This is a genomic window from Corynebacterium sp. SA-MJD20WY100, assembly GCF_039822565.1.
Lineage (GTDB): Bacteria > Actinomycetota > Actinomycetes > Mycobacteriales > Mycobacteriaceae > Corynebacterium > Corynebacterium phoceense_A.
Genome location: NZ_JBCJKS010000001.1, coordinates 197,399 through 215,157 on the forward strand (window position 1 = coordinate 197,399; position 17,759 = coordinate 215,157).

Genomic DNA, 17,759 nt, shown 5'->3' on the forward strand with positions numbered 1-17,759 from the left:
GGGCGCTGCGGCACCGGTCGAGGAAGTCCTGTTATTCCAAGACGTCCCAGACTGCCCCGGCTACGTTGACGGCTTACTTGGCAGCCTTGGTCGTCTTCTTCGTCGACTTCTTGGTTGCCTTCGAGGTCTTCTTGGTCGACTTCTTAGCAGCCTTGGAGGTCTTCTTGGTGCCCTTCTTCGCCGCCTTCTTGCCGGCCTTCTTGCCAGCTTTCTTCGTGCCGCCGGCAGCTTCCTTGGCACGTCGCTCGGATAGCAGCTCATTGGCGCGGGCGTCCGTAAGCTTTTCCGGATCGTCGCCGCGGCGCAGCGAGGCGTTCGTCGTGCCGTCGGTGACGTACGGGCCAAAGCGGCCGTCCTTGACGGTCATCGGCTTGCCGGAGACATCGTTGTTACCCAGCTGCTTGAGCGGCGGCTGCGCGGCCTGGCGGCCACGACGCTTGGGCTCGGCGTAGATGCGGCGGGCCTCGTCGAGGGTGATGGTAAACAGCTGCTCCTCGTTCGCGAGCGAGCGGGAATCGTTGCCCTTCTTCAGGTACGGACCGTAGCGGCCGTTCTGCGCGGTGATGACCTCGCCGTCATCGTCCGTGCCCACCTCACGCGGCAGGCTGAGCAGCTTGAGGGCTTCCTCGAGGGTGACGCTGGCGGGCTCCATGGAACTAAAGAGCGAGGCCGTGGCCGGCTTGAGCTTGTCGTCGATGTACTCGGCGACGCGCTTTTCTTTCTGCTTGGCGGCGGTCTTCGTCTCCCAGTTCTTGGCGCGCTTGCCTTCGGCGGCACGCTGCGCGTCCTCCTCAGCGCGCTCCTTGGCGACGACCTCCTCGGCTTCCTTCTCCGCGATGGCACGCTCGTCCTCGCGGACAACCTCGGTGACGTACGGGCCGAAGCGACCTTCCTTCGCCACGATCATGCGACCGTTGGCGGGGTTGGCGCCCAGCTCGCGGCCGCCCTGCGGTGTCGCGAAGAGCTTCTCAGCGAATTCCTCGGTGAGCTCGTCCGGGGTGACGGTCTCCGAGAGGTTCGCGCGCTGGTACTCGATGGTGCCGTCCGGGTTCGTGCCCACGGCGCGCTCGATATAGGGCCCGTAGCGGCCGACGCGAACGAAGACGTCGCGGCCCTCAGAGTCCGTGTAGAGCTTGAGCGAGTTGACCTGGCGGGCGTCGATGGCCTCCAGGTTGACGTCGATGAGCGACTTGAGGCCGCCGTGGCGCGCGATGGACGCGGCCTTTTCCTTGCTCGCCTCGGCGTTGCCGAAGTAGAAACCGTTGAGCCACTCCGTACGGTCCTCGTTACCTGCGGCGATGGCGTCGAGCTCGTCCTCCATGGAGGACGTGAAGTCGTAGTCGACGAGCTCGCCAAAGTTGTTTTCCATCAGGCCAATGACGGCGAAGGCGACCCAAGACGGCACGAGCGCGTTGCCGCGTGAGAGCACGTAGCCGCGGTCCTGGATGGTCTTGATGATCGACGCATACGTCGACGGGCGGCCGATGCCCAAGTCTTCCATCTTCTTCACCAGGCTGGCCTCGGTGTAGCGCGCCGGCGGATTGGTGGAGTGGCCGTCCGCGGTGACTTCCTTGGCACGGAGCTGGTCGCCCTCGTTCAAGTGCGGGAGGCGAGCCTCAGGCTCCTTGCCGCCCTTGCCCTTGCCATCCTTGGGCTTGGAGGGGGCATCGGCAAGCGCTTCATACGCCTTGAGGAAGCCCGGGAAGGTGATGGTGCGGCCGGTGGCGGAGAACTCGACCTCTTCGCCAGTGGTCGATAGACCACTGATGGTGACCTTCATGGACGTGCCCTTGGCATCGGCCATCTGGCAGGCGACGGTGCGCTTCCAGATGAGGTCGTACAGCTTGAACTCCTCGGCGTCGAGCTTGCCCGCGAGCTGGCCCGGCGTCGCGAAAGTCTCGCCGGCGGGGCGGATGGCCTCGTGGGCCTCCTGGGAGTTCTTCACCTTGCGGTCGTAGACGCGCGGGGAATCCGCAACGTACTCGGCGCCGTAGATGCTCGAGGCCGCCGCACGCGCGGCGTTAAGACCCTGCTGGGACAGCGCCGTGGAGTCGGTACGCATATAGGTAATGTGACCGTTTTCGTAGAGGCGCTGTGCGATGCGCATGGTGCGCTCCGAGGTAAAGTGCAGGCGGCGGCCGGCCTCCTGTTGGAGCGTCGAGGTCATAAACGGCGCGTACGGCTTGCGGGTGTACGGCTTGTGCTCGACGTTTGCGACGTTCATGGTGCCGCCTTCAAGGCCCGCGGCGAGCTTTACCGCCAGGGCCTTGTCCACGACGGTAACTTCGTCCGTCTTGAGCTGGCCACGGTCGTCGAAGTCGCGGCCGAGCGCGACGCGGCGGCCTTCGACGGAGGTAAGACGCGCCTCGAACTCCGTGGTGTCGCCGGACAGCGCAGCGAGCTTGGCGCCCAGGTCCCAATAGTCGGCGGAGATGAACGCCATGCGCTCGCGCTCACGCTCGACGATGACGCGGGTCGCAACGGACTGGACGCGGCCGGCGGACAGGCGCGGCATGACCTTCTTCCACAGCACCGGGGAGACCTCGTAGCCGTAGAGACGGTCAAGAATACGGCGGGTTTCCTGCGCGTCGATGAGGTTGACGTCCAGGTCACGAGTGTTTTCCGCGGCCTCGAGGATGGCGGACTTGGTGATCTCGTTGAAGACCATGCGGCGCACCGGCACCTTGGGCTTGAGCACCTCGAGCAGGTGCCACGCGATGGCCTCGCCCTCGCGGTCCGGGTCTGTTGCGAGGTAGAGCTGGTCGCACTGCTTGAGCTTGGCTTTAAGGTCCGCGACCTTCTTCTTCTTGTCCGGGGAGATGACGTAGAGCGGCGTGAAGTTGTCCTCGGGGTTGACGCCAAGGCGGGCCCAGGATTCTTTCTTATAGGCAGCCGGAACGTCGGCAGCACCGCGGGGAAGATCGCGGATGTGCCCGACGGAGGCCTCGACGATGTAGTGGTCGCCGAGATAAGGCTGAATCTTCTTCGCCTTCGTCGCCGACTCCACAATCACCAAGGTCTTTCCCTGGCCAGCTCCTGTTGCCACTTGTTGTTCATCCCTTTCGCTCGGACGCGCAGCCTTCTTCGTATGAAAAATCTTTAACAGTTTCCACCGAGAAAGGTCAATGGTTCCTTAGCGTACACATTTTCATAGCCGTGCAAACAATACTGTATCTATTGGGTGCGCCACACTGTCCAACTGGCCGCTCCCGATCCCCCTCCTAGGAGGAGAGCCCGCACAACGAGGACCCGCCGCTCGGCACCGCAGGCATCGACGGCCGGAGAGTAGGTTCCACCGGGGTCGATGTCGGAGCACATGACCGCGGTGGGGTCCAACGACGCAGCGTCGCGCCCACGGTGTGCAGCGGCAGCGCGGACGCGCGGGTGCCCTTGCCGTAGCCATAGACCGTCACCGCGGCGTTGTCGGCCGTCAGTCCGCCCACGTTAAGCGTGACTGTCGCCGACGCGGCGCTTACCTGTACGGCGCTTACCTGCGCGAGAACGCCTGCGCGTGTGGCGCGTGTATTCTGCTGGGATAGGTCACGCGGCACCCGGCCGGCGTAGAAGCAGACGTAAAGGAGCGACATGGTCGACGCAGTCATGGGGTGGATTGAAACCCTCATGCTCACCGAGTGGATCTATCCCATCGTCGGCTCCATGATCTTCCTCGACTGTTTCATTCCCGTCATGCCCTCCGAGGTCCCGCTCAACATGGTGGGCGCGTGGGCCGGCTCGCAGGGCGTGCCGCACATCCCGACCATGTTCTTCGTCGCGGTAGGCTGCGCCATGCTGGGCGATAACCTCTGTTACGCCTTGGGCGGGCGACTCATGCCACTCATCAACCGCGCTCAGAAGGGCTCCAAGCCTTATGAGGCGCTCCAGTGGGCTAAGCGCAATATGCGCCGTGGCGCCGGTGCCGCCATCATCATCGCGCGTTTTATCCCCTCGGCCCGCCTGTTTATGACGATCTTCCTCGGCGCCATGCGCTACTCGTGGCCGATGTTCTTCTTCTTCGACACCATCGGCGTCATGCTCTGGGCCGCCCAGGCGCTGGCCGTGGGCTACCTCGGCGGCGTCCTCTTCGGCGGCAATCCCGCCATCGCCATGATCATCTCCATCATCGCCGCCTTCGTCCTGGGCTGGGCGCTGCAGAAGGCCCAGAATTCCATCGCCAACTGGTGGGACACGCGCCGTGGCTTCGCGGAGACGCCCTAAAACGACAACAACCGCCCTCCCCGAAGAGAAGGCGGTTGTTATCACAAAGTCTTAGAGCGCGGTGACGTTCTGAGCCTGCGGGCCCTTCTGGCCCTCGCCAACCTCGAACTCAACCTTCTGGTCCTCTTCGAGGGAGCGGAAGCCCTTGCCCTGGATCTCGGAGTAGTGGACGAAGACGTCAGCGGAGCCGTCGTCCGGCGCGATGAAGCCGAAGCCCTTCTCTGCGTTGAACCACTTGACAGTTCCCTGTGCCATAATATTTTCCTTCTTTCGGAATGGGTGAAACCGGTCGACGCCGAACTCCCGAATTCCGGGTGCTCGCCTTTGTGAAGCCTTTTACCTGCGAGCACTTATTACAACACTGCACTTAAAGGGGCGCCAGCCTTATGCCCTATTGTGCCAGGTTATGGGCTCCAGCGATAGGCTAAGGGAAGATTAATGGACAAAAGGGGGTGGCATGACAGCTTCTAACCCGCTCGGCGCCGAGCTCATGGCCCTGCTCACAGCACGTTTTCCCGAATCCGAGGCTACCCACGTCGAAACTCTGCCGCCGCGCGAATCACAGCATGCGGCCTGGCCCAGCTGGGTTCTTCCGGCGCTCCAAGCAAAGCTTGTCGATGCCTCCATTTCCGCACCGTATGCTCACCAGGCTCAGCTTGCCGATGCCGCCTGGGCCGGCCGCGATGCCGTCATCGCCACTGGCACATCCTCGGGCAAGTCCCTGGGCTACCAGCTCCCCATCTTGACGCGCTTGGCGGAGGATTCCACGACCTGCGCGCTCTACCTCACGCCCACCAAGGCGCTGGGCTCAGACCAGCTCCATGCCGTGATGAACCTCGTCCAGGGCATCCCGGAGCTGCGTGGCGTGGCACCCGCGCCCTATGACGGGGATACCCCGCAGGAGGCCCGCGCTGGCATTCGCGACCACTCGCGGTTCATCTTTACGAACCCGGACATGCTCCACATGTCCCTGCTCGCCGCGCACCAACGCTGGGCGCGCGTGCTGCGCCATCTCGAGTTCATCGTCATCGACGAATGCCACTCCTACCGCGGGGTCTTCGGCGCCAATGTCGCGCTCGTGCTCCGCCGCCTGCTGCGACTGTGCGAGCACTACGGTGCGCACCCCGTCGTGGTGCTCGCTTCGGCGACGATGAAGGACCCGGCGCGCCACGCCGCGCGCCTTACGGGGCGTCCCGCCGCGGACTTCGTGGAGGTCACCGAGGACGGTGCACCTACGGGCGCACGCACCGTCGCGCTCTGGGAGCCGGGGTTCGTTGAGGGCGCCGAAGGTCAGAACGGCGCACCCGTGCGCCGCGCCGCGACGACGGAGGCGGCCGGAATCATGGCCACACTCATCGCGGAGGGCGCGCGCACGCTCACCTTCGTGCGCTCGCGACGCAACGCGGAGATGGTCTCGTTGCGCACGCAGGAGGAACTTTCCGGACGCCTGGGCCGGCCGGACTTCGCACAGCGCATCGCCGCCTACCGCGCGGGCTACCTGGCCGAAGACCGCCGCGCGTTGGAAAAGTCCCTCGACGATGGCTCGCTGCTGGGCGTGGCGACGACGTCGGCGCTCGAGTTGGGCATCGACGTGGGCGGCCTCGATGCCGTCGTCACCGCAGGCTTCCCCGGCACGGTGGCGAGCTTTTGGCAGCAGGCTGGCCGCGCCGGACGCCGCGGCCAGGGCTCCCTCGTGGTCCTCGTCGCGCGCGATGAACCGATGGATACCTACCTCGTCCACCACCCAGAGGCGCTGCTCGGACGCCCCGTGGAGGCGAGCGTCTTCAATCCCGAGAATCCCTATATCCTCTACGGCCACGTCTACTGCGCGGCCATCGAAAAGCCTCTCCAACCCGCGGATATCGAGGCGTGGGGCGCAGAAGGCGTTGTCCGCGCGCTCGAGTCCGACGGACTCATTCGCCGCCGCGAGCGCGGCTGGTTCGCCGTGCCCTTGCCGGCCGGTTCCTCGCCGGTGACGCCGGAGAACGCCCACGCGCAGGTCTCGCTGCGCGGCGGCTCAGGCGAGGAAGTCATGATCGTCGACCACACCACCGGCCGGTTGCTCGGCACCATTGACGCCGCCCGCGCCGCCAGCCAGGTCCATCCCGGCGCGGTCTACTTGCACCTGGGAGAGTCCTACGTGGTCGACCAACTCGACTTCGGCAATTACGTGGCGCTCGTGCATCCGGAGATCCCGAATTACACGACGCAGCCGCGCTCGACGACGGATATCCGGATTCTCTCGCAGGCCGATGGTCTCGTGAATTACTCGCCTGGCCTGTGGGTCGCCAATCTCGAGGTCGAGGTCACCGATGCCGTGACCGGCTATCAGGTGCGTTTCCCCGATGGCACGGTGGGCGACGACATCCCGCTCGACATGCCGGAGCAGACCCTGCGCACGCGCGCGGTGGCCTACACCATCGATCCGCTGGTGCTCGCGGAGCTGGGTATCAACGCCGCCGCCATCCCCGGCACGCTGCACGCGGCGGAGCACGCCGCCATTGGTCTGCTGCCGCTCATCGCGACGTGCGACCGCTGGGACATCGGCGGCGTGTCCACGGCACTGCACATGGACACGCAGCTGCCCACGGTCTTCGTCTACGACGGCCACCCCGGCGGCGCGGGCTTCGCGGATGAGGGCTTCCGCCGCTTCCCCGAGTGGATCGAGGCCACCTACGAGGCCGTGCGCTCCTGCCCGTGCGAGTCCGGCTGTCCCTCGTGCGTCCAGTCGCCCAAGTGCGGCAACGGCAACAACCCGCTCGATAAGGCGGGCGCCATCGAGCTGCTCGGTGCCTTGGTCGCCATGACCGCCAACGGGCCTGTTGAGCCCGAGCCGGTCGATGAGACACCGCCTGAGGACTAGCCACGAGGCCGGGCTTTAGAGCGGCCCGGCACGAGCACGCGCCTCGGAGCCCCGCACGGTCGTGGTGAGCACGACGTCCGCGCCCTCCACTGCGCACGCGGCAATCCCCGCGCCGTTGCGCTTGGCGATATCCGCGGCGACCGCGCAGCCCTTTTCGCCGCGATAGACGGCGAAGGCCCCGGCCACCGCAGCGACATCGGCGGCGACCTGGGCCTCATGACGTGCAACGACAACGGAGGCGAGGCCCGCCACGGTGAGCAGCAGACCCGTGAGCGCCGCGATGATGCCCGCCGTGACGACGCTCGCCGAGCCGCGATCGTCCGCCAGGATGTCGCGCCACTTCACGGTGCCTCCTGTGGGAAGACCGCGGTGGCGCTCACCTCGCCCAGCGGCGCCGGGATGGTAGCCGTGACTGTCATAAGTCCACCCGCTTCCGAGGTCGCGATGGTGCCCCGCGTTGGCTCGAATTCCAGCCCGATGGCCAACGAACGCGCGGCTGCGCCCGCGGTGTCCACGGCGGCGAGATACGAGCCCAGCGTGGCGATGGCACCGACGAGGGCGACGAGCACGATGACCAGACTCGACATGCCGAGAGCGGCCTCGACACTCACCGAGCCACGGTCACTCGCGAGCAGCGCTACGCGGCGGATCTTCACACGGTCACGGCGTGCCATTAGCCCGGGGTGTTGCTCAGGGCGTCGGTGAGGATGGATTCGAACGCTTCGCTCACCCCGCCACTATTAATGACGAGGTAGAGCACCCCGGCGAGTGCTGCCGCGGCGACTGACCCCATGGCGTATTCGATGGTCGACATTCCATGGTCGTTGCCGAGCAAAGCGCGCACGCGACGGTGTGCTGCCTGACGGATTCGGAGGTGGTTCAACATGATGGATTCCTTTCGATGAGTTGGTGTGTGATGGGTTGGTTGTTTAGAGCATCTGCGTGCTAAGACTCACCACGATGGGCACGAGCCCCAGCACGATAAAGGCGGGTAGGAAACACAGCGCGAGCGGGAGGGAGATGAGCACTCCGGCGCGCTCGGCGCGGGCGGTGGCGGCATCGGCGGCATCGGCACGCAAGGCCGCCGCAAGCCGCGTGCATCCTGGCACGATGGATGCACCTGAGTTCTGCGACATGACCACGAGCCCCGCCAGCTCCTCGAGCCCCGGGACGGCGCGCAGCGGTTCCCATGCGCGCGCCGCCGGAACGCCCAGGCCCAGGCGGGCTGCCGTCGCTGTCCATGCGGACCGCGCGGCAGGGTGTGCCACGGTGGCGACCGCAGCCGCGGCCCCGGCTGGGCCCAACCCGGCGCGCAGGCACGCCGCGAAGAGCTCGATGTCGAAGGCCGCCCCGATGTGGTCAGGTGTCGGTTGCGAAGCGAAGCGCCGTATCCACGCCGGGCCGTCTCGTGGTCGCTTGGGGTTAGACCGCGCGGAATCCTCGACGGTGAGCGCCAAAGCCGCGGCAGCGAGGAGGATAAAGCTAAGCGTCATGCCGCCGCCTTCCGCAGGAGCGTGCGCGACCAGATAAAGCCGCCACATACGAGGGCCACGCCGACGACGAGGAGGATGCCGCCGAGCCCACCGCCGAGAAGGAGTCCCAAAGGATTGGCACCCATGACAACGCCCATGCCGATGCCCGCGAGCGGCAGGCACGTGAGCACCACCGCGGTGGACTGCGGCCCCTGGAGTTGCGCTGTCGTCGCAGCAGCATGGCGGCGCCTGGCATCGAGGCGTTGTTGGGCGCGCTCTGCGAGCTCCGCGAGCGGGATGCCGTGACGCTCCCCCAGCTCGACGAGATCCGCAAACTCGGTCACTGGACCGTCCTTGTCTTCCCCGGCGCGCAGCGACTGGGAGACGGTACCGCCCCGCACAGCGACATAGCCTGCGGTGCGCAACACGCGGCGGAGAGCACCGGCGGTCTCGGGCAACCTATCTGCTGCATGGACGAGCGCGAAAGGAAAGCTGCTCCCTGCGCGCAGCTCTGCCGTAACCGTGCCCAGGTAGCCCGCCATGGTCTCTTCCGTCCGCCGCTGCGCGCGGGTCCGCACAATATCGCGGACGACCCAGGCGGTAGTCGCACCGGCCATGAGTAGAGCGGCGACGATGCTCAGCCGGCCGAGTGCCACAGCCAGTCCCACCACGCCAGCTGCCGCCGGGATGAGGACACGCCGCAGGCTGCGTGTAGGGTTCGCGCCGGGACGCTCGGTCGTTCCCGGCGCGCCCACGGCGACGGCTGCGGCAGCACACAACAACGCGATAGTCATGGTGCCTCCTTGTGTGCGCCGTCCACGAGGCGAAGGAAATCCTCGAAGCCCGACTGCGGTCCCGCGGAAGAACTCCACACCACCTGGGCGGTGACAGGATTGCCGGTGAGCAGCCCAATCTGCGCGAGCTCCCGTACCCCGTCCGCGCGACGATGCATAGCCAGCACCACGTGGACGGCAGCGGCGAGCTGCGAGTGCAAGCCCACGCGGTCGAGACCGCCCAGCGCAGCGAGCGCTTCCATGCGCGCCGGGACCTCGTGGAGCGAGTTGGCATGCAAGGTGCCGGCGCCGCCATCGTGCCCCGTGTTGAGGGCCGCGAGCAGATCAACAACCTCGGCGCCGCGAATCTCACCGACCACGATGCGGTCGGGTCGCATGCGCAGCGCCTGCCTAAGCAGCAGCGACATGGAAATTTCACCGCGCCCTTCCGCGTTGGCGCGCCGGGCTACAAGGCTCACCACATGCGGATGCTGCGGCGCGAGCTCCGTCGTATCCTCAATGATGAGCACGCGTTCGGTCGCCGGAGCTTGTGCGAGGAGCGCGGAAAGCAGCGTGGTCTTACCCGAACCTGTGCCGCCGATGACGAGAAAAGACACACGGGCGGCGACGAGCCCGCGGAGGTGCACCGCAATGTCGCTGGGCACAGCGCCGCGCTCGACGAGCGAGTCGAGGCTCACCTGAGCCTGGCGTAGAACGCGCAGACTCAGATGCGGGCCGCCCACCGCTGGTGGCGAAAGCAACGCGTGGATGCGCACCATCGTGCCGTCGGGGCGAGGCAGCCGGCCATCGGCGCACGGCTGTGCATCATCGAGGCGCGCGCCCGCCGCGATGGCCAACCGCGTAGCGAGGCGCCGGAGCTCTTCCTCGTCGGAAAAGCGCACGGAGCTGAGCTCTAACCCGGCGCCGCGGTCGATAAAGACGCGCTCAGGCCCATTGACCACAACGTCAGTGACCGCTGGCTGCGCGAGCAGCGGCTCGAGGACACCGAGCCCCGCCGTGTCGTGCCGGAGCGTTCGGAGAATATCGAGCAGATCGACGTCCGAGATAACTCCTGCCTCGGCGCGCACACGGCGGGCGAGCGCGGCGGCATCGTGCGCAAGGTCTGGTTCAGCCGCGAGGATGTGCTGGAGGCGCTCCGACAACTCGGAATGGGTCACGATCTGGCCGTGGCCGCTCGCGATCTGCGCTCCGGCTGATCCCGCGCGCTGGGTCCACGTACTCATGCCACGCCCCGCTCATCCCAGGGATCCTCGACCCAGCCGAGGTCCTCAATGACGCGTTCACATGCCTGCCGCAGTGGCCGTGGCAGCTCTAAAGGCAAGCCGCCAAGTTCCATGTCGCGGGCGAGGCGACGCAGGTGCGGCAGCTCCGCCACGATGTCGGCATGGATGATCTTCTCCACGTCCGAGGTAGCCAGCGAAGACCAACCGCGGTGCCGGAGGACAACACTCACGGGAATGCCATGGGCTGCGCATCGCGCCGTCATCTGCGCCGCCGCGGCCGCAGCTCGGACCTCAGCTGGCACAACAATGACGATGTGGTTGACATGGTCGTGCCACCCTGCACCAAAGAAGGCGGCGGGTCCCGCCCCGCCGTCGAGGACAACGCGATGACTCTGCAGCGACTCCAGAACTGCTGTGAGGGTTTCGTCGCTCAGCTCAAAGGGATCGTTCACGCCACTGCGCGTTCCCGAGACAAGGCGAATCCCGTCGGCGGTGACGGGCAGCGCCGCAAGCAGATCCGCGGCGTCGAGTTGCCCTGGGCCTAGGTGCAGTTCCGGCCAGCGCACGCCCGGCGTTTCTTCAGCGCCAAGGAGCAAGTCGAGGCCTCCTGCGCGAGGGTCGCCATCGATAAGAACGGTCGCTTCGAGGGTGCGTGCCAAGCCAGCAGCAAACGTCGACGTTCCTGCGCCGCCTGTCGCGCCAACGACGGCGACGCATCTCCCGCTCACCGACGCTGGTGCAAGCGAGTCCCCCGCAGTGCTCAGTGCCGCGAGAAGGTCGCGCGACTCGGCGGGGAGGAGAAAGGCCTGCGCAGCATGCGCCCGCAAGGCGGCTTCGAAGTCGATCGGGCCTGGGTCAGCCGCGACGAAGAAGATGTCGCGGGCGCGGCCGCACGCGGCAACGTGGCTGGCCGTCGTGCGGTCGGTAATGACGGCGCGCGCTCGTGGTACGTGGCGGGCGATATCGCGCGGGTCGTCACACGTGATGACGTCGAGGCCCGTCGCTGCCGCCGCGTGGGTGGCCTCCGGTCCGACGACGGGGTCAGTTACAGCAATGAGGATGAAATCGTTCATGCCTTTCACTCAACGCAGGGCGCCGAGTTTCGACAAGGGTGTGCAGGTCAGCCTGTGGATAACCCCCGGTTTTCTTGCCAAATAAATTGTGCAATTGTCAGCACTGTGGATACGGAACCGTAACTTATCGCCGGGGCATACCGATAGGAAGGGTGTACGCACGCATACCCACCGGTACAACACGCGTCACAATTTTCACTTTTACAACAGACAACCTTGGCCTTTAGGGGCTACAATCGGAATCCATGACTGCCCAGAACCACTCGGAAACCCCGGCAACGCGCACGCCAGCACGGCGTCCCGTCGCGGCGTTTTTCGATCTGGACAAGACCATCATCGCGACCTCGTCGGCCTACGCCTTCGGCAAAGAGTTCATGCACAACGGACTCATCACGCCAGCTGACGCGCTGCAGATTTCCCTCGCCAAAGCGACGTACATGATGGTGGGCCAAACGAGCGAGCAAATGGATTCCTCGCGCGACCAGCTCACCGCCATGGTGCGCGGCTGGAAGGTCGATGAAGTCGAGCACATCGTGCACGAGACGCTCCACACCGTCGTCACCCCGGCCATCTATGCCGAGGCACGCGAGCTCATCGACTTCCACAAGGCAGCAGGCCACACCGTCGTCATCATCTCTGCCTCCGCGGAAACCCTCGTGCGTCCGATCGCCGAGGAGCTCGGCGTTGACGTCGTCGCAGCCACGGAGCTCGAGGTCATCGACGGCGAATTCACGGGTGAAATCCTGCGTTACCGCAAGGGCCCAGCCAAGGCCGAGGCCGTCCTCGACATTGCAGAAGAACTGGGCATCGCGCTCGAGGACAGCTTCGCCTACTCGGACTCCGCAACAGATATCCCCATGCTCGAGCTCGTGGGGCACCCCGTGGCCGTCAACCCCGACCGCCCACTGAAGAAGCACGCGCTGGAGAATTCCTGGGATATCCGGGCGTTTAAGGACCCAGTTCCGCTGTTTACGTTACCCAACGCCCGCGAGGTGGGCATCGGCGCCGGCGTCGTTGCTGGCGTGGCGGCAGTCGTGGTGGCGGGATTCTGGCTTTTTTCGGCGCCAAAGAACACGGCTTAATTCCGCGTGCTCACGCACGCGGTGAACGACGGCATGCAGGGTCGCGCGATCATTTTCACAGCGAATTCGCTAGAATGGTGGTCGCGTAACTTTTAGAAATAAGCTCATAAGATCACAAGGCAGGTTTTTCACCGTGAGCAACGACGGACTCTTCACTGACGGTTCCAATCAGTTCGCCCCGCGCGCGAACGCTATTCCGCTCAGCGATGTCGACACCACGAAGTCTGGTGAGGCCTCCATTGGCCAGCTGGTCTCCAACGCAACGGAGCAGATTTCCTCCCTCGTGCGCTCGGAGATGGAGCTTGCCAAGACTGAGCTCGCTGCATCCGCAAAGAAGGGCGGCATCGGCGCTGGCTTCTTCGGCGTTGCAGGCATCGTCGCAGGCTTTAGCTCTTTCTTCTTTTTCTTCTTCCTCGCGGAGCTCCTCGCCACGTGGCTGGACCGCTGGGCAGCGTTCCTCATCGTCTTCCTTATCATGCTGGTCATCGCCGGTGTTGCCGCGCTGATCGGCCTGAAGAACGTGAAGAAGGTCAAGGCCCCGGAGAAGACCATCGCCTCGGCCAAGCAGCTGCCGGAGGTCATCCCGGGTTCCCGTGGCTCCAAGGAGCTGAACTCTAAGGGTCTGTACACCTAAATAATCTGCACTCCCTCCCCGTCTATCGCGCTACACTGTCTCGGCGATGGGCGGGGTTTCGCACTTTAAAGGACTCACATGAACTCACCCTCCGTCGTCGAGCTGGACGGCCCGTGGCGCCACGAGATGCTCCATACCCGCGGCATTCGTCTGCATGCGGCCACACTGGGACGCGCGCACGATCCGCTCATTGTCTGCATTCACGGCTCGATTGGCGGTTGGTTCGATTACAAGGATGTGTTGGAGCCCCTCGCGGCCGCTGGCCATCACGTCGCCGCAGTGGATCTGCGCGGCTATGGCATGTCGGATAAGCCGCCGGTTGATGCGGGCCAGGACATGCGCACGCTCATCGGGGATATCACGGGGCTCATCCAGGCCCTGGGCCACGACTCGGCAACGCTCATTGGCAACGACACCGGCGCTGCCTTGGCGTGGTGCGTCGCGTGTGAGCGCCCTGAGCGTGTGGATGCCGTGGTGTCGGTATCCGGCGCGCACCCGGTGGACCTGCGCCGCGCCATCGCCGCACGCCCCTGGGATTTTGGTTGGTTTCTCCTGCGCACGGTTGTCTTCCGCCTGCCGCTGCCCATCGTGCGCGTTCTCGTGAAGAACCCGCGGCTCGGGCTTGATACGAAGCGCAATACGCTCACCCAGGGGCCTGCAGAAGAAGCAAACCAGCATCTGCGCGAACAAGCCATGGCCATCGATCATTCGCTGCGCGGCACGGTATGGAACCACAGGCTCCTCACCGCGCCCATTCCGCGCGCGGGGCTCGACGCCAAGGCGCAGGCACCGGTGCTCTTCGTCCACGCAAACCAAAGACTGTGGTGGCCTGTCATTCGGCGCGCACGACGCCGCGCGGAATTACTCGTGACGGCGTATATCCCTAAGACGAAGAACTTGCCGCATATCGAAAATCCCGAGAAGTTCGCCCGAACCGTCACGTTGTGGCTGGGGCGCTATCGCCGAAGCAACAACTAAAAGGCAGCCACCAAGAAGCAGCGATGACGCCGCCGCGGTTTACTTGGACACGCACGTCCCGGTATCGACGGCATTGACAAGCTGCGTGACGTCCCCGATATGGGACTGGACTTCCTCAGCGGTGAGCGCGTAGCCGGTATCCGAGTCGTCAACGGAAGCGCCGAAGACGACGCCTAAGACCTCACCCGTCGAGTTGATCATCGGGCCGCCGGAATTGCCCTGGCGAATGGTGCCGCGCACGGTGTACGCGTGGCGCTCCACACGGCCCTCTGCATAGATGTCAGGCCCCACGATGGTGAGCTCTTCCCGCACGCGGGCAGGCGAGGCGGTGAAGGGGCCGGAGAGCGGGAAGCCCATAACCACGGCATCATCGCCCGTCTGCGCCTGCTCCGGCGCCCAGCTCAGCGGCGCAATGCCCAGGCCGGTCGAGTGCAGTACCGCGATATCCACGTCCGGGTTGTAGTAGACGACCTCGGCGTTCTTCATACCCAGCGTGGTATCGAGCGCCACCACATTGGTGCCCGCCACGACGTGGGCGTTGGTCACCACGTAATCTTCAGCCACCACGAAGCCCGAGCCCATGAGACGGCGGCTACACGTCTCCGCGTCGCCGAGCACATGGATGACGGAGGGGTGCAGGCGCTCCACGAGCTCCTTGTCCTCGACCTCAATGCGCGGTGCTTCGACCTCAACGGTGGACCGATCCGTCCACGGTGAAACGAGCGGCGGCAGGCCCGAGTCGTTGAGCAAGGCCGCGATACCAGACGGCAGGTTGGACAGCTGCGAGGGCGCGAAGCGTGAAATACCGCCGAGGATCTCGGACTCCGAGATTCCCTTAGAAACCTTGCCGCCCAGCCCAGAGGCCAACGGAATGGACACGAGCCACGTGATGAGCAGCATGGCCACGACCTGGAAGATCGCGCCCACGATGGAGTCGATGCGCTGCTGGGAGCGCGCCCGCATGCGGTCGCGCAGCGTCGTGCCCAGCATGCCGCCGATGATTTGGCCCACGCCCACGAGCAGGATGACCACGCCAAGCCCCAGCAGGAAGCGCAGCGCCGTCTGCTCCGTAAGTTCCATGACGGCGGGTGCAGCCACCATGCCCAGCACGAGACCAGACACGATGCCGATAAAACTCAAAATCGAGCTCCACGCGCCTTGCCGCCAGCCGCTCCACCACGCCGCCAGCGCGCCAAGAACGATGACGGCATCAACGATGAGGGCGGCGGTCACAGACAATCCTTCGGGTCAGGTGGTTTCGTGGAAGAATTACATCTTCTCACGATTACGGGAGGATCGAAGTACCGACCGGAGGTCGTGGCGATTCTCGCGGTCCCAATCTTCCTCCCACCCGGCATGCGCAAACAAACTCGACAGCAGCCCGCCGGTAAACCCCCAGATGAGATAGCCATTCGCCCAGAACGCTGGGCCTGTCCAATCGCCCCAGCCAATCGTGAGTCGGTTCTCCGGATCCAGCAGCTCGCGCAGTGAAACCGTGAAAACGTCATCCGTCTCCGCCGGGCTTGCCGGCCACAAGGCCATGGGCGCATGCCAGTGCGCGAGTACCGGGCTCACCGGGTGGCCGGAGACCCGAATGGTCACGGGGTCTAGCTCTTCGACGACCGTCGTCGTCTCGGCCTCCAGACCGGTCTCCTCCCACGCCTCGCGCAGCGCGGCATCGACAGGCGTCTCGCCCTCCTCCAGGCGCCCGCCAGGAAACGCAATCTGCCCCGAATGCGATCGCATGCTCGGCGAGCGGTGCGTAAGCACCACTTCGCCGTCGTCGAGGCTCGTGCCCGAAAACAGCATGAGCACCGCCGCAGGCTTGAGCACCTTTGGCGCGTCCTTCGCAAACAGGCGGTTGCCCAGTACCTCGTCAATCTGCGGCGTGCTCAGCCCCATGGCAGGGCGCAGCCACGCGGCGTCGCTGCTCATAGGTACTCCTCGATGCTCGTTTCAATGTCCTCGGCGCTCGTCATGGCCTTAATGATTCGGCCCTGCACCTCGCCATCTTTGAGCACCACTGTAATGGGAATCACGCCGGGCAGCCCGAGCGTGCCCGCAAACTTATTGTCCGAGTCCTGGAAACTGGACATCTCCACCCCGGTGTCCTCGAGGAACGCCGCGCCATTGCCCGCGTTGGTATCCGCATGCACGCCCACGACCTTCCACTCCGGGTGCGCCGCGGCGACCTCCATGAGGTGCGGCATCTCGGTCCGGCAGGGCTCGCACCACCAGGCCCACACGTTGACGATGGTGATTCCCTCGTCCGCTGCGGGTCCCGTCGCCTCGCCACCCAAGCACGGCAGGTCCACGCCCGCCACAGTGCCGCTCAGGCAGTCCGGGCGTCCCGTCACGCTTGCCGATGCCCCCTCATCCTCCGGCGCCGCAGTACTCACGGTCGGCTGGCCTGCGGCTTGGTCCGCAGGCCCCGCGGACAGCGCGCCACGCGCAGCGAAGACGACGCCCACGCCGAGCACGAGCATCGCCGCAATCGAGCCAATGACAGTCTTATTCATCAGCATCCTTCCTCGGGTTCGTACTGGAGGGGCAGATATCGGCAAGGACGCACTCGTCGCAGCGTGGGGAGCGAGCGGTGCACACGCGGCGGCCGTGGAGGATCACACGGTGGGAAAACAGGGTGCGCTCGGCCTCGGGGATCTGTGCGTTGAGGTCGCGTTCAATGGCCAGCGGCGTCGACGCGTCGCTAAGCCCCAGCCGATGTGACAGGCGTGTGACGTGCGTATCGACGGTGATGCCGGGCAGGTCGAAGGCGTTGCCGCGCACGACGAGCGCCGTCTTCCGGCCCACGCCCGGCAGCTGGGTAAGGTCTTCGACCGCGCGGGGGACCTCGCCGCCGAACCGCGCGACGAGGGTCTCCCCCATCCCGATGAGGTGCCCTGCCTTAGAACGCTGGAAGCCGAGCGGCCGGATGATCTCCTCCACATCGCCACGGCGCGCCTGTGCGTAGTCCGCCGCGGTGGGATAGCGCCGGAAGAGCTCCGGGGTGACCTGGTTGACGCGCTCGTCCGTCGTCTGCGCCGAAAGCAACGTGGCGACAGTGAGCTGCAAAGGGTTCTCAAAGTCGAGCTCGCAGCGCGCGTCAGGGTATTCTTCCGCAAGCCGCGCATTAACCTCCTGCGCGTCCGTCGCCGTGTTTCTAGCCATAATCACCCATCCTAGCGACCTCACCGCGCAGCTGGGTGGAGACCGGGTAGGGTTGATAGCATGATTTCTCTCGTTGTGATCGTGCCTGTCGCCCTCGCTCTCTTCGCCATGGGAATGGAAAAACTCGAGGAAAAAGCGCTGTAGAACACTCGCGACAGCGAGTTGTACACACTCTTCACGAAAGATCTAGTGATTAACGGTCGCGATATTTACATTCGTGACCAATTCCACGGTAGACTGAGACGCGTTATATAGTG

The 17,759-nt window shown here is 65.3% G+C and carries 19 protein-coding genes; 5 read left to right on the forward strand and 14 right to left on the reverse strand.

Annotated elements, in window-relative coordinates:
* Positions 1–73: 73 nt before the first annotated feature.
* Positions 74–3,046: a type I DNA topoisomerase gene (gene topA / locus ABJ196_RS00925; protein WP_347304821.1), complete on the reverse strand. Its 2,973-nt coding sequence runs from the start codon at positions 3,044–3,046 to the stop codon at positions 74–76.
* 175 nt (positions 3,047–3,221) lie between these two features.
* Positions 3,222–3,602 carry a hypothetical protein gene (locus tag ABJ196_RS00930; RefSeq protein WP_347304822.1) on the reverse strand — a complete coding sequence of 127 codons (381 nt, stop codon included), beginning with the start codon at positions 3,600–3,602 and terminating at the stop codon, positions 3,222–3,224.
* On the opposite strand from ABJ196_RS00930, the gene ABJ196_RS00935 reads away from it, so the two are divergent.
* Positions 3,586–4,215: a DedA family protein gene (locus tag ABJ196_RS00935; protein WP_347304823.1), complete on the forward strand. Its 630-nt coding sequence runs from the start codon at positions 3,586–3,588 to the stop codon at positions 4,213–4,215. The two genes, ABJ196_RS00930 and ABJ196_RS00935, sit on opposite strands and share 17 nt — an antisense overlap.
* Before the next feature lie 51 nt (positions 4,216–4,266).
* On the opposite strand, the gene ABJ196_RS00940 is transcribed toward ABJ196_RS00935, so the two are convergent.
* A complete protein-coding gene (locus ABJ196_RS00940) occupies positions 4,267–4,470 on the reverse strand; it encodes a cold-shock protein (protein ID WP_303936833.1) in 204 nt (67 codons plus the stop codon).
* 202 nt (positions 4,471–4,672) lie between these two features.
* Here ABJ196_RS00940 and ABJ196_RS00945 point away from each other — a divergent pair, with 202 nt between their 5' ends.
* Positions 4,673–7,078: a DEAD/DEAH box helicase gene (locus tag ABJ196_RS00945; RefSeq protein ID WP_347304824.1), complete on the forward strand. Its 2,406-nt coding sequence runs from the start codon at positions 4,673–4,675 to the stop codon at positions 7,076–7,078.
* 15 nt (positions 7,079–7,093) lie between these two features.
* Here the strand turns inward: ABJ196_RS00945 and ABJ196_RS00950 are convergent, their stop codons facing one another.
* The 7 genes from ABJ196_RS00950 to ssd are packed head-to-tail and all read right to left on the reverse strand — an operon-like array spanning position 7,094 to position 11,640.
* On the reverse strand, positions 7,094–7,423 hold the full coding sequence (locus tag ABJ196_RS00950) for an Rv3654c family TadE-like protein (protein ID WP_347304825.1): 330 nt from the start codon (positions 7,421–7,423) through the stop codon (positions 7,094–7,096).
* On the reverse strand, positions 7,420–7,752 hold the full coding sequence (locus ABJ196_RS00955; protein WP_347304826.1) for a hypothetical protein: 333 nt from the start codon (positions 7,750–7,752) through the stop codon (positions 7,420–7,422). The genes ABJ196_RS00950 and ABJ196_RS00955 overlap by 4 nt, the downstream gene beginning before the upstream one ends.
* Positions 7,752–7,964, reverse strand: coding sequence for a DUF4244 domain-containing protein (locus ABJ196_RS00960; RefSeq protein WP_347304827.1), 213 nt, complete (start codon positions 7,962–7,964; stop codon positions 7,752–7,754). The genes ABJ196_RS00955 and ABJ196_RS00960 overlap by 1 nt, the downstream gene beginning before the upstream one ends.
* A 43-nt stretch (positions 7,965–8,007) precedes the next feature.
* Complete coding sequence (locus ABJ196_RS00965) at positions 8,008–8,571, reverse strand: type II secretion system F family protein (RefSeq protein WP_347304828.1); 564 nt, start codon at positions 8,569–8,571, stop codon at positions 8,008–8,010.
* Positions 8,568–9,344, reverse strand: a complete 777-nt coding sequence (locus ABJ196_RS00970) for a type II secretion system F family protein (protein ID WP_347304829.1) — start codon at positions 9,342–9,344, stop codon at positions 8,568–8,570. Before ABJ196_RS00970 ends, ABJ196_RS00965 begins: the two co-directional genes overlap by 4 nt.
* Entirely contained in the window at positions 9,341–10,504 is a 1,164-nt protein-coding gene (locus ABJ196_RS00975) for a TadA family conjugal transfer-associated ATPase (RefSeq protein WP_347304873.1), read from the reverse strand. The genes ABJ196_RS00970 and ABJ196_RS00975 overlap by 4 nt, the downstream gene beginning before the upstream one ends.
* A 59-nt stretch (positions 10,505–10,563) precedes the next feature.
* Positions 10,564–11,640 carry a septum site-determining protein Ssd gene (gene ssd / locus ABJ196_RS00980; protein WP_347304830.1) on the reverse strand — a complete coding sequence of 359 codons (1,077 nt, stop codon included), beginning with the start codon at positions 11,638–11,640 and terminating at the stop codon, positions 10,564–10,566.
* A 245-nt stretch (positions 11,641–11,885) separates the two neighbouring features.
* Between ssd and ABJ196_RS00985 the strand changes: the two genes are divergently transcribed.
* The 3 genes from ABJ196_RS00985 to ABJ196_RS00995 all read left to right on the forward strand — a co-directional run bounded on the left by ABJ196_RS00985 (position 11,886) and on the right by ABJ196_RS00995 (position 14,334).
* The gene (locus ABJ196_RS00985) at positions 11,886–12,722 is read left to right on the forward strand and encodes an HAD family hydrolase (protein WP_347304831.1); all 837 of its coding nucleotides are present in this window, start codon (positions 11,886–11,888) and stop codon (positions 12,720–12,722) included.
* Positions 12,723–12,855: 133 nt separating this feature from the next.
* Positions 12,856–13,356 carry a phage holin family protein gene (locus ABJ196_RS00990; RefSeq protein WP_347304832.1) on the forward strand — a complete coding sequence of 167 codons (501 nt, stop codon included), beginning with the start codon at positions 12,856–12,858 and terminating at the stop codon, positions 13,354–13,356.
* 78 nt (positions 13,357–13,434) lie between these two features.
* Entirely contained in the window at positions 13,435–14,334 is a 900-nt protein-coding gene (locus ABJ196_RS00995; RefSeq protein ID WP_347304833.1) for an alpha/beta hydrolase, read from the forward strand.
* A gap of 39 nt (positions 14,335–14,373) precedes the next feature.
* Here the strand turns inward: ABJ196_RS00995 and ABJ196_RS01000 are convergent, their stop codons facing one another.
* The 4 genes from ABJ196_RS01000 to nth are packed head-to-tail and all read right to left on the reverse strand — an operon-like array spanning position 14,374 to position 17,502.
* On the reverse strand, positions 14,374–15,567 hold the full coding sequence (locus tag ABJ196_RS01000; protein ID WP_347304834.1) for a MarP family serine protease: 1,194 nt from the start codon (positions 15,565–15,567) through the stop codon (positions 14,374–14,376).
* Positions 15,568–15,603: 36 nt separating this feature from the next.
* Positions 15,604–16,269: a CoA pyrophosphatase gene (locus ABJ196_RS01005; RefSeq protein ID WP_347304835.1), complete on the reverse strand. Its 666-nt coding sequence runs from the start codon at positions 16,267–16,269 to the stop codon at positions 15,604–15,606.
* Positions 16,266–16,853, reverse strand: coding sequence for a redoxin domain-containing protein (locus ABJ196_RS01010; RefSeq protein WP_347304836.1), 588 nt, complete (start codon positions 16,851–16,853; stop codon positions 16,266–16,268). Before ABJ196_RS01010 ends, ABJ196_RS01005 begins: the two co-directional genes overlap by 4 nt.
* Positions 16,846–17,502 (reverse strand): endonuclease III, encoded by a 657-nt coding sequence (gene nth / locus ABJ196_RS01015; protein ID WP_347304837.1) that lies wholly within the window; start codon positions 17,500–17,502, stop codon positions 16,846–16,848. The genes ABJ196_RS01010 and nth overlap by 8 nt, the downstream gene beginning before the upstream one ends.
* Positions 17,503–17,759: the final 257 nt, after the last annotated feature.

Excerpts from the sequence above, each read along its gene's own strand:
- ABJ196_RS00960 (WP_347304827.1), bottom strand. The coding sequence starts at position 7,964 with ATGTTGAACCACCTCCGAATCCGTCAGGCAGCACACCGTCGCGTGCGC.
- ABJ196_RS00970 (WP_347304829.1), bottom strand. The coding sequence starts at position 9,344 with ATGACTATCGCGTTGTTGTGTGCTGCCGCAGCCGTCGCCGTGGGCGCG.
- nth (WP_347304837.1), bottom strand. The coding sequence starts at position 17,502 with ATGGCTAGAAACACGGCGACGGACGCGCAGGAGGTTAATGCGCGGCTT.
- ABJ196_RS00995 (WP_347304833.1), top strand. The coding sequence starts at position 13,435 with ATGAACTCACCCTCCGTCGTCGAGCTGGACGGCCCGTGGCGCCACGAG.
- ABJ196_RS00955 (WP_347304826.1), bottom strand. The coding sequence starts at position 7,752 with ATGGCACGCCGTGACCGTGTGAAGATCCGCCGCGTAGCGCTGCTCGCG.
- ABJ196_RS00930 (WP_347304822.1), bottom strand. The coding sequence starts at position 3,602 with ATGACTGCGTCGACCATGTCGCTCCTTTACGTCTGCTTCTACGCCGGC.
- ABJ196_RS01005 (WP_347304835.1), bottom strand. The coding sequence starts at position 16,269 with ATGAGCAGCGACGCCGCGTGGCTGCGCCCTGCCATGGGGCTGAGCACG.
- ABJ196_RS00935 (WP_347304823.1), top strand. The coding sequence starts at position 3,586 with ATGGTCGACGCAGTCATGGGGTGGATTGAAACCCTCATGCTCACCGAG.
- ABJ196_RS00945 (WP_347304824.1), top strand. The coding sequence starts at position 4,673 with ATGACAGCTTCTAACCCGCTCGGCGCCGAGCTCATGGCCCTGCTCACA.
- ssd (WP_347304830.1), bottom strand. The coding sequence starts at position 11,640 with ATGAACGATTTCATCCTCATTGCTGTAACTGACCCCGTCGTCGGACCG.
- ABJ196_RS00940 (WP_303936833.1), bottom strand. The coding sequence starts at position 4,470 with ATGGCACAGGGAACTGTCAAGTGGTTCAACGCAGAGAAGGGCTTCGGC.
- ABJ196_RS01010 (WP_347304836.1), bottom strand. The coding sequence starts at position 16,853 with ATGAATAAGACTGTCATTGGCTCGATTGCGGCGATGCTCGTGCTCGGC.
- ABJ196_RS00985 (WP_347304831.1), top strand. The coding sequence starts at position 11,886 with ATGACTGCCCAGAACCACTCGGAAACCCCGGCAACGCGCACGCCAGCA.
- ABJ196_RS00965 (WP_347304828.1), bottom strand. The coding sequence starts at position 8,571 with ATGACGCTTAGCTTTATCCTCCTCGCTGCCGCGGCTTTGGCGCTCACC.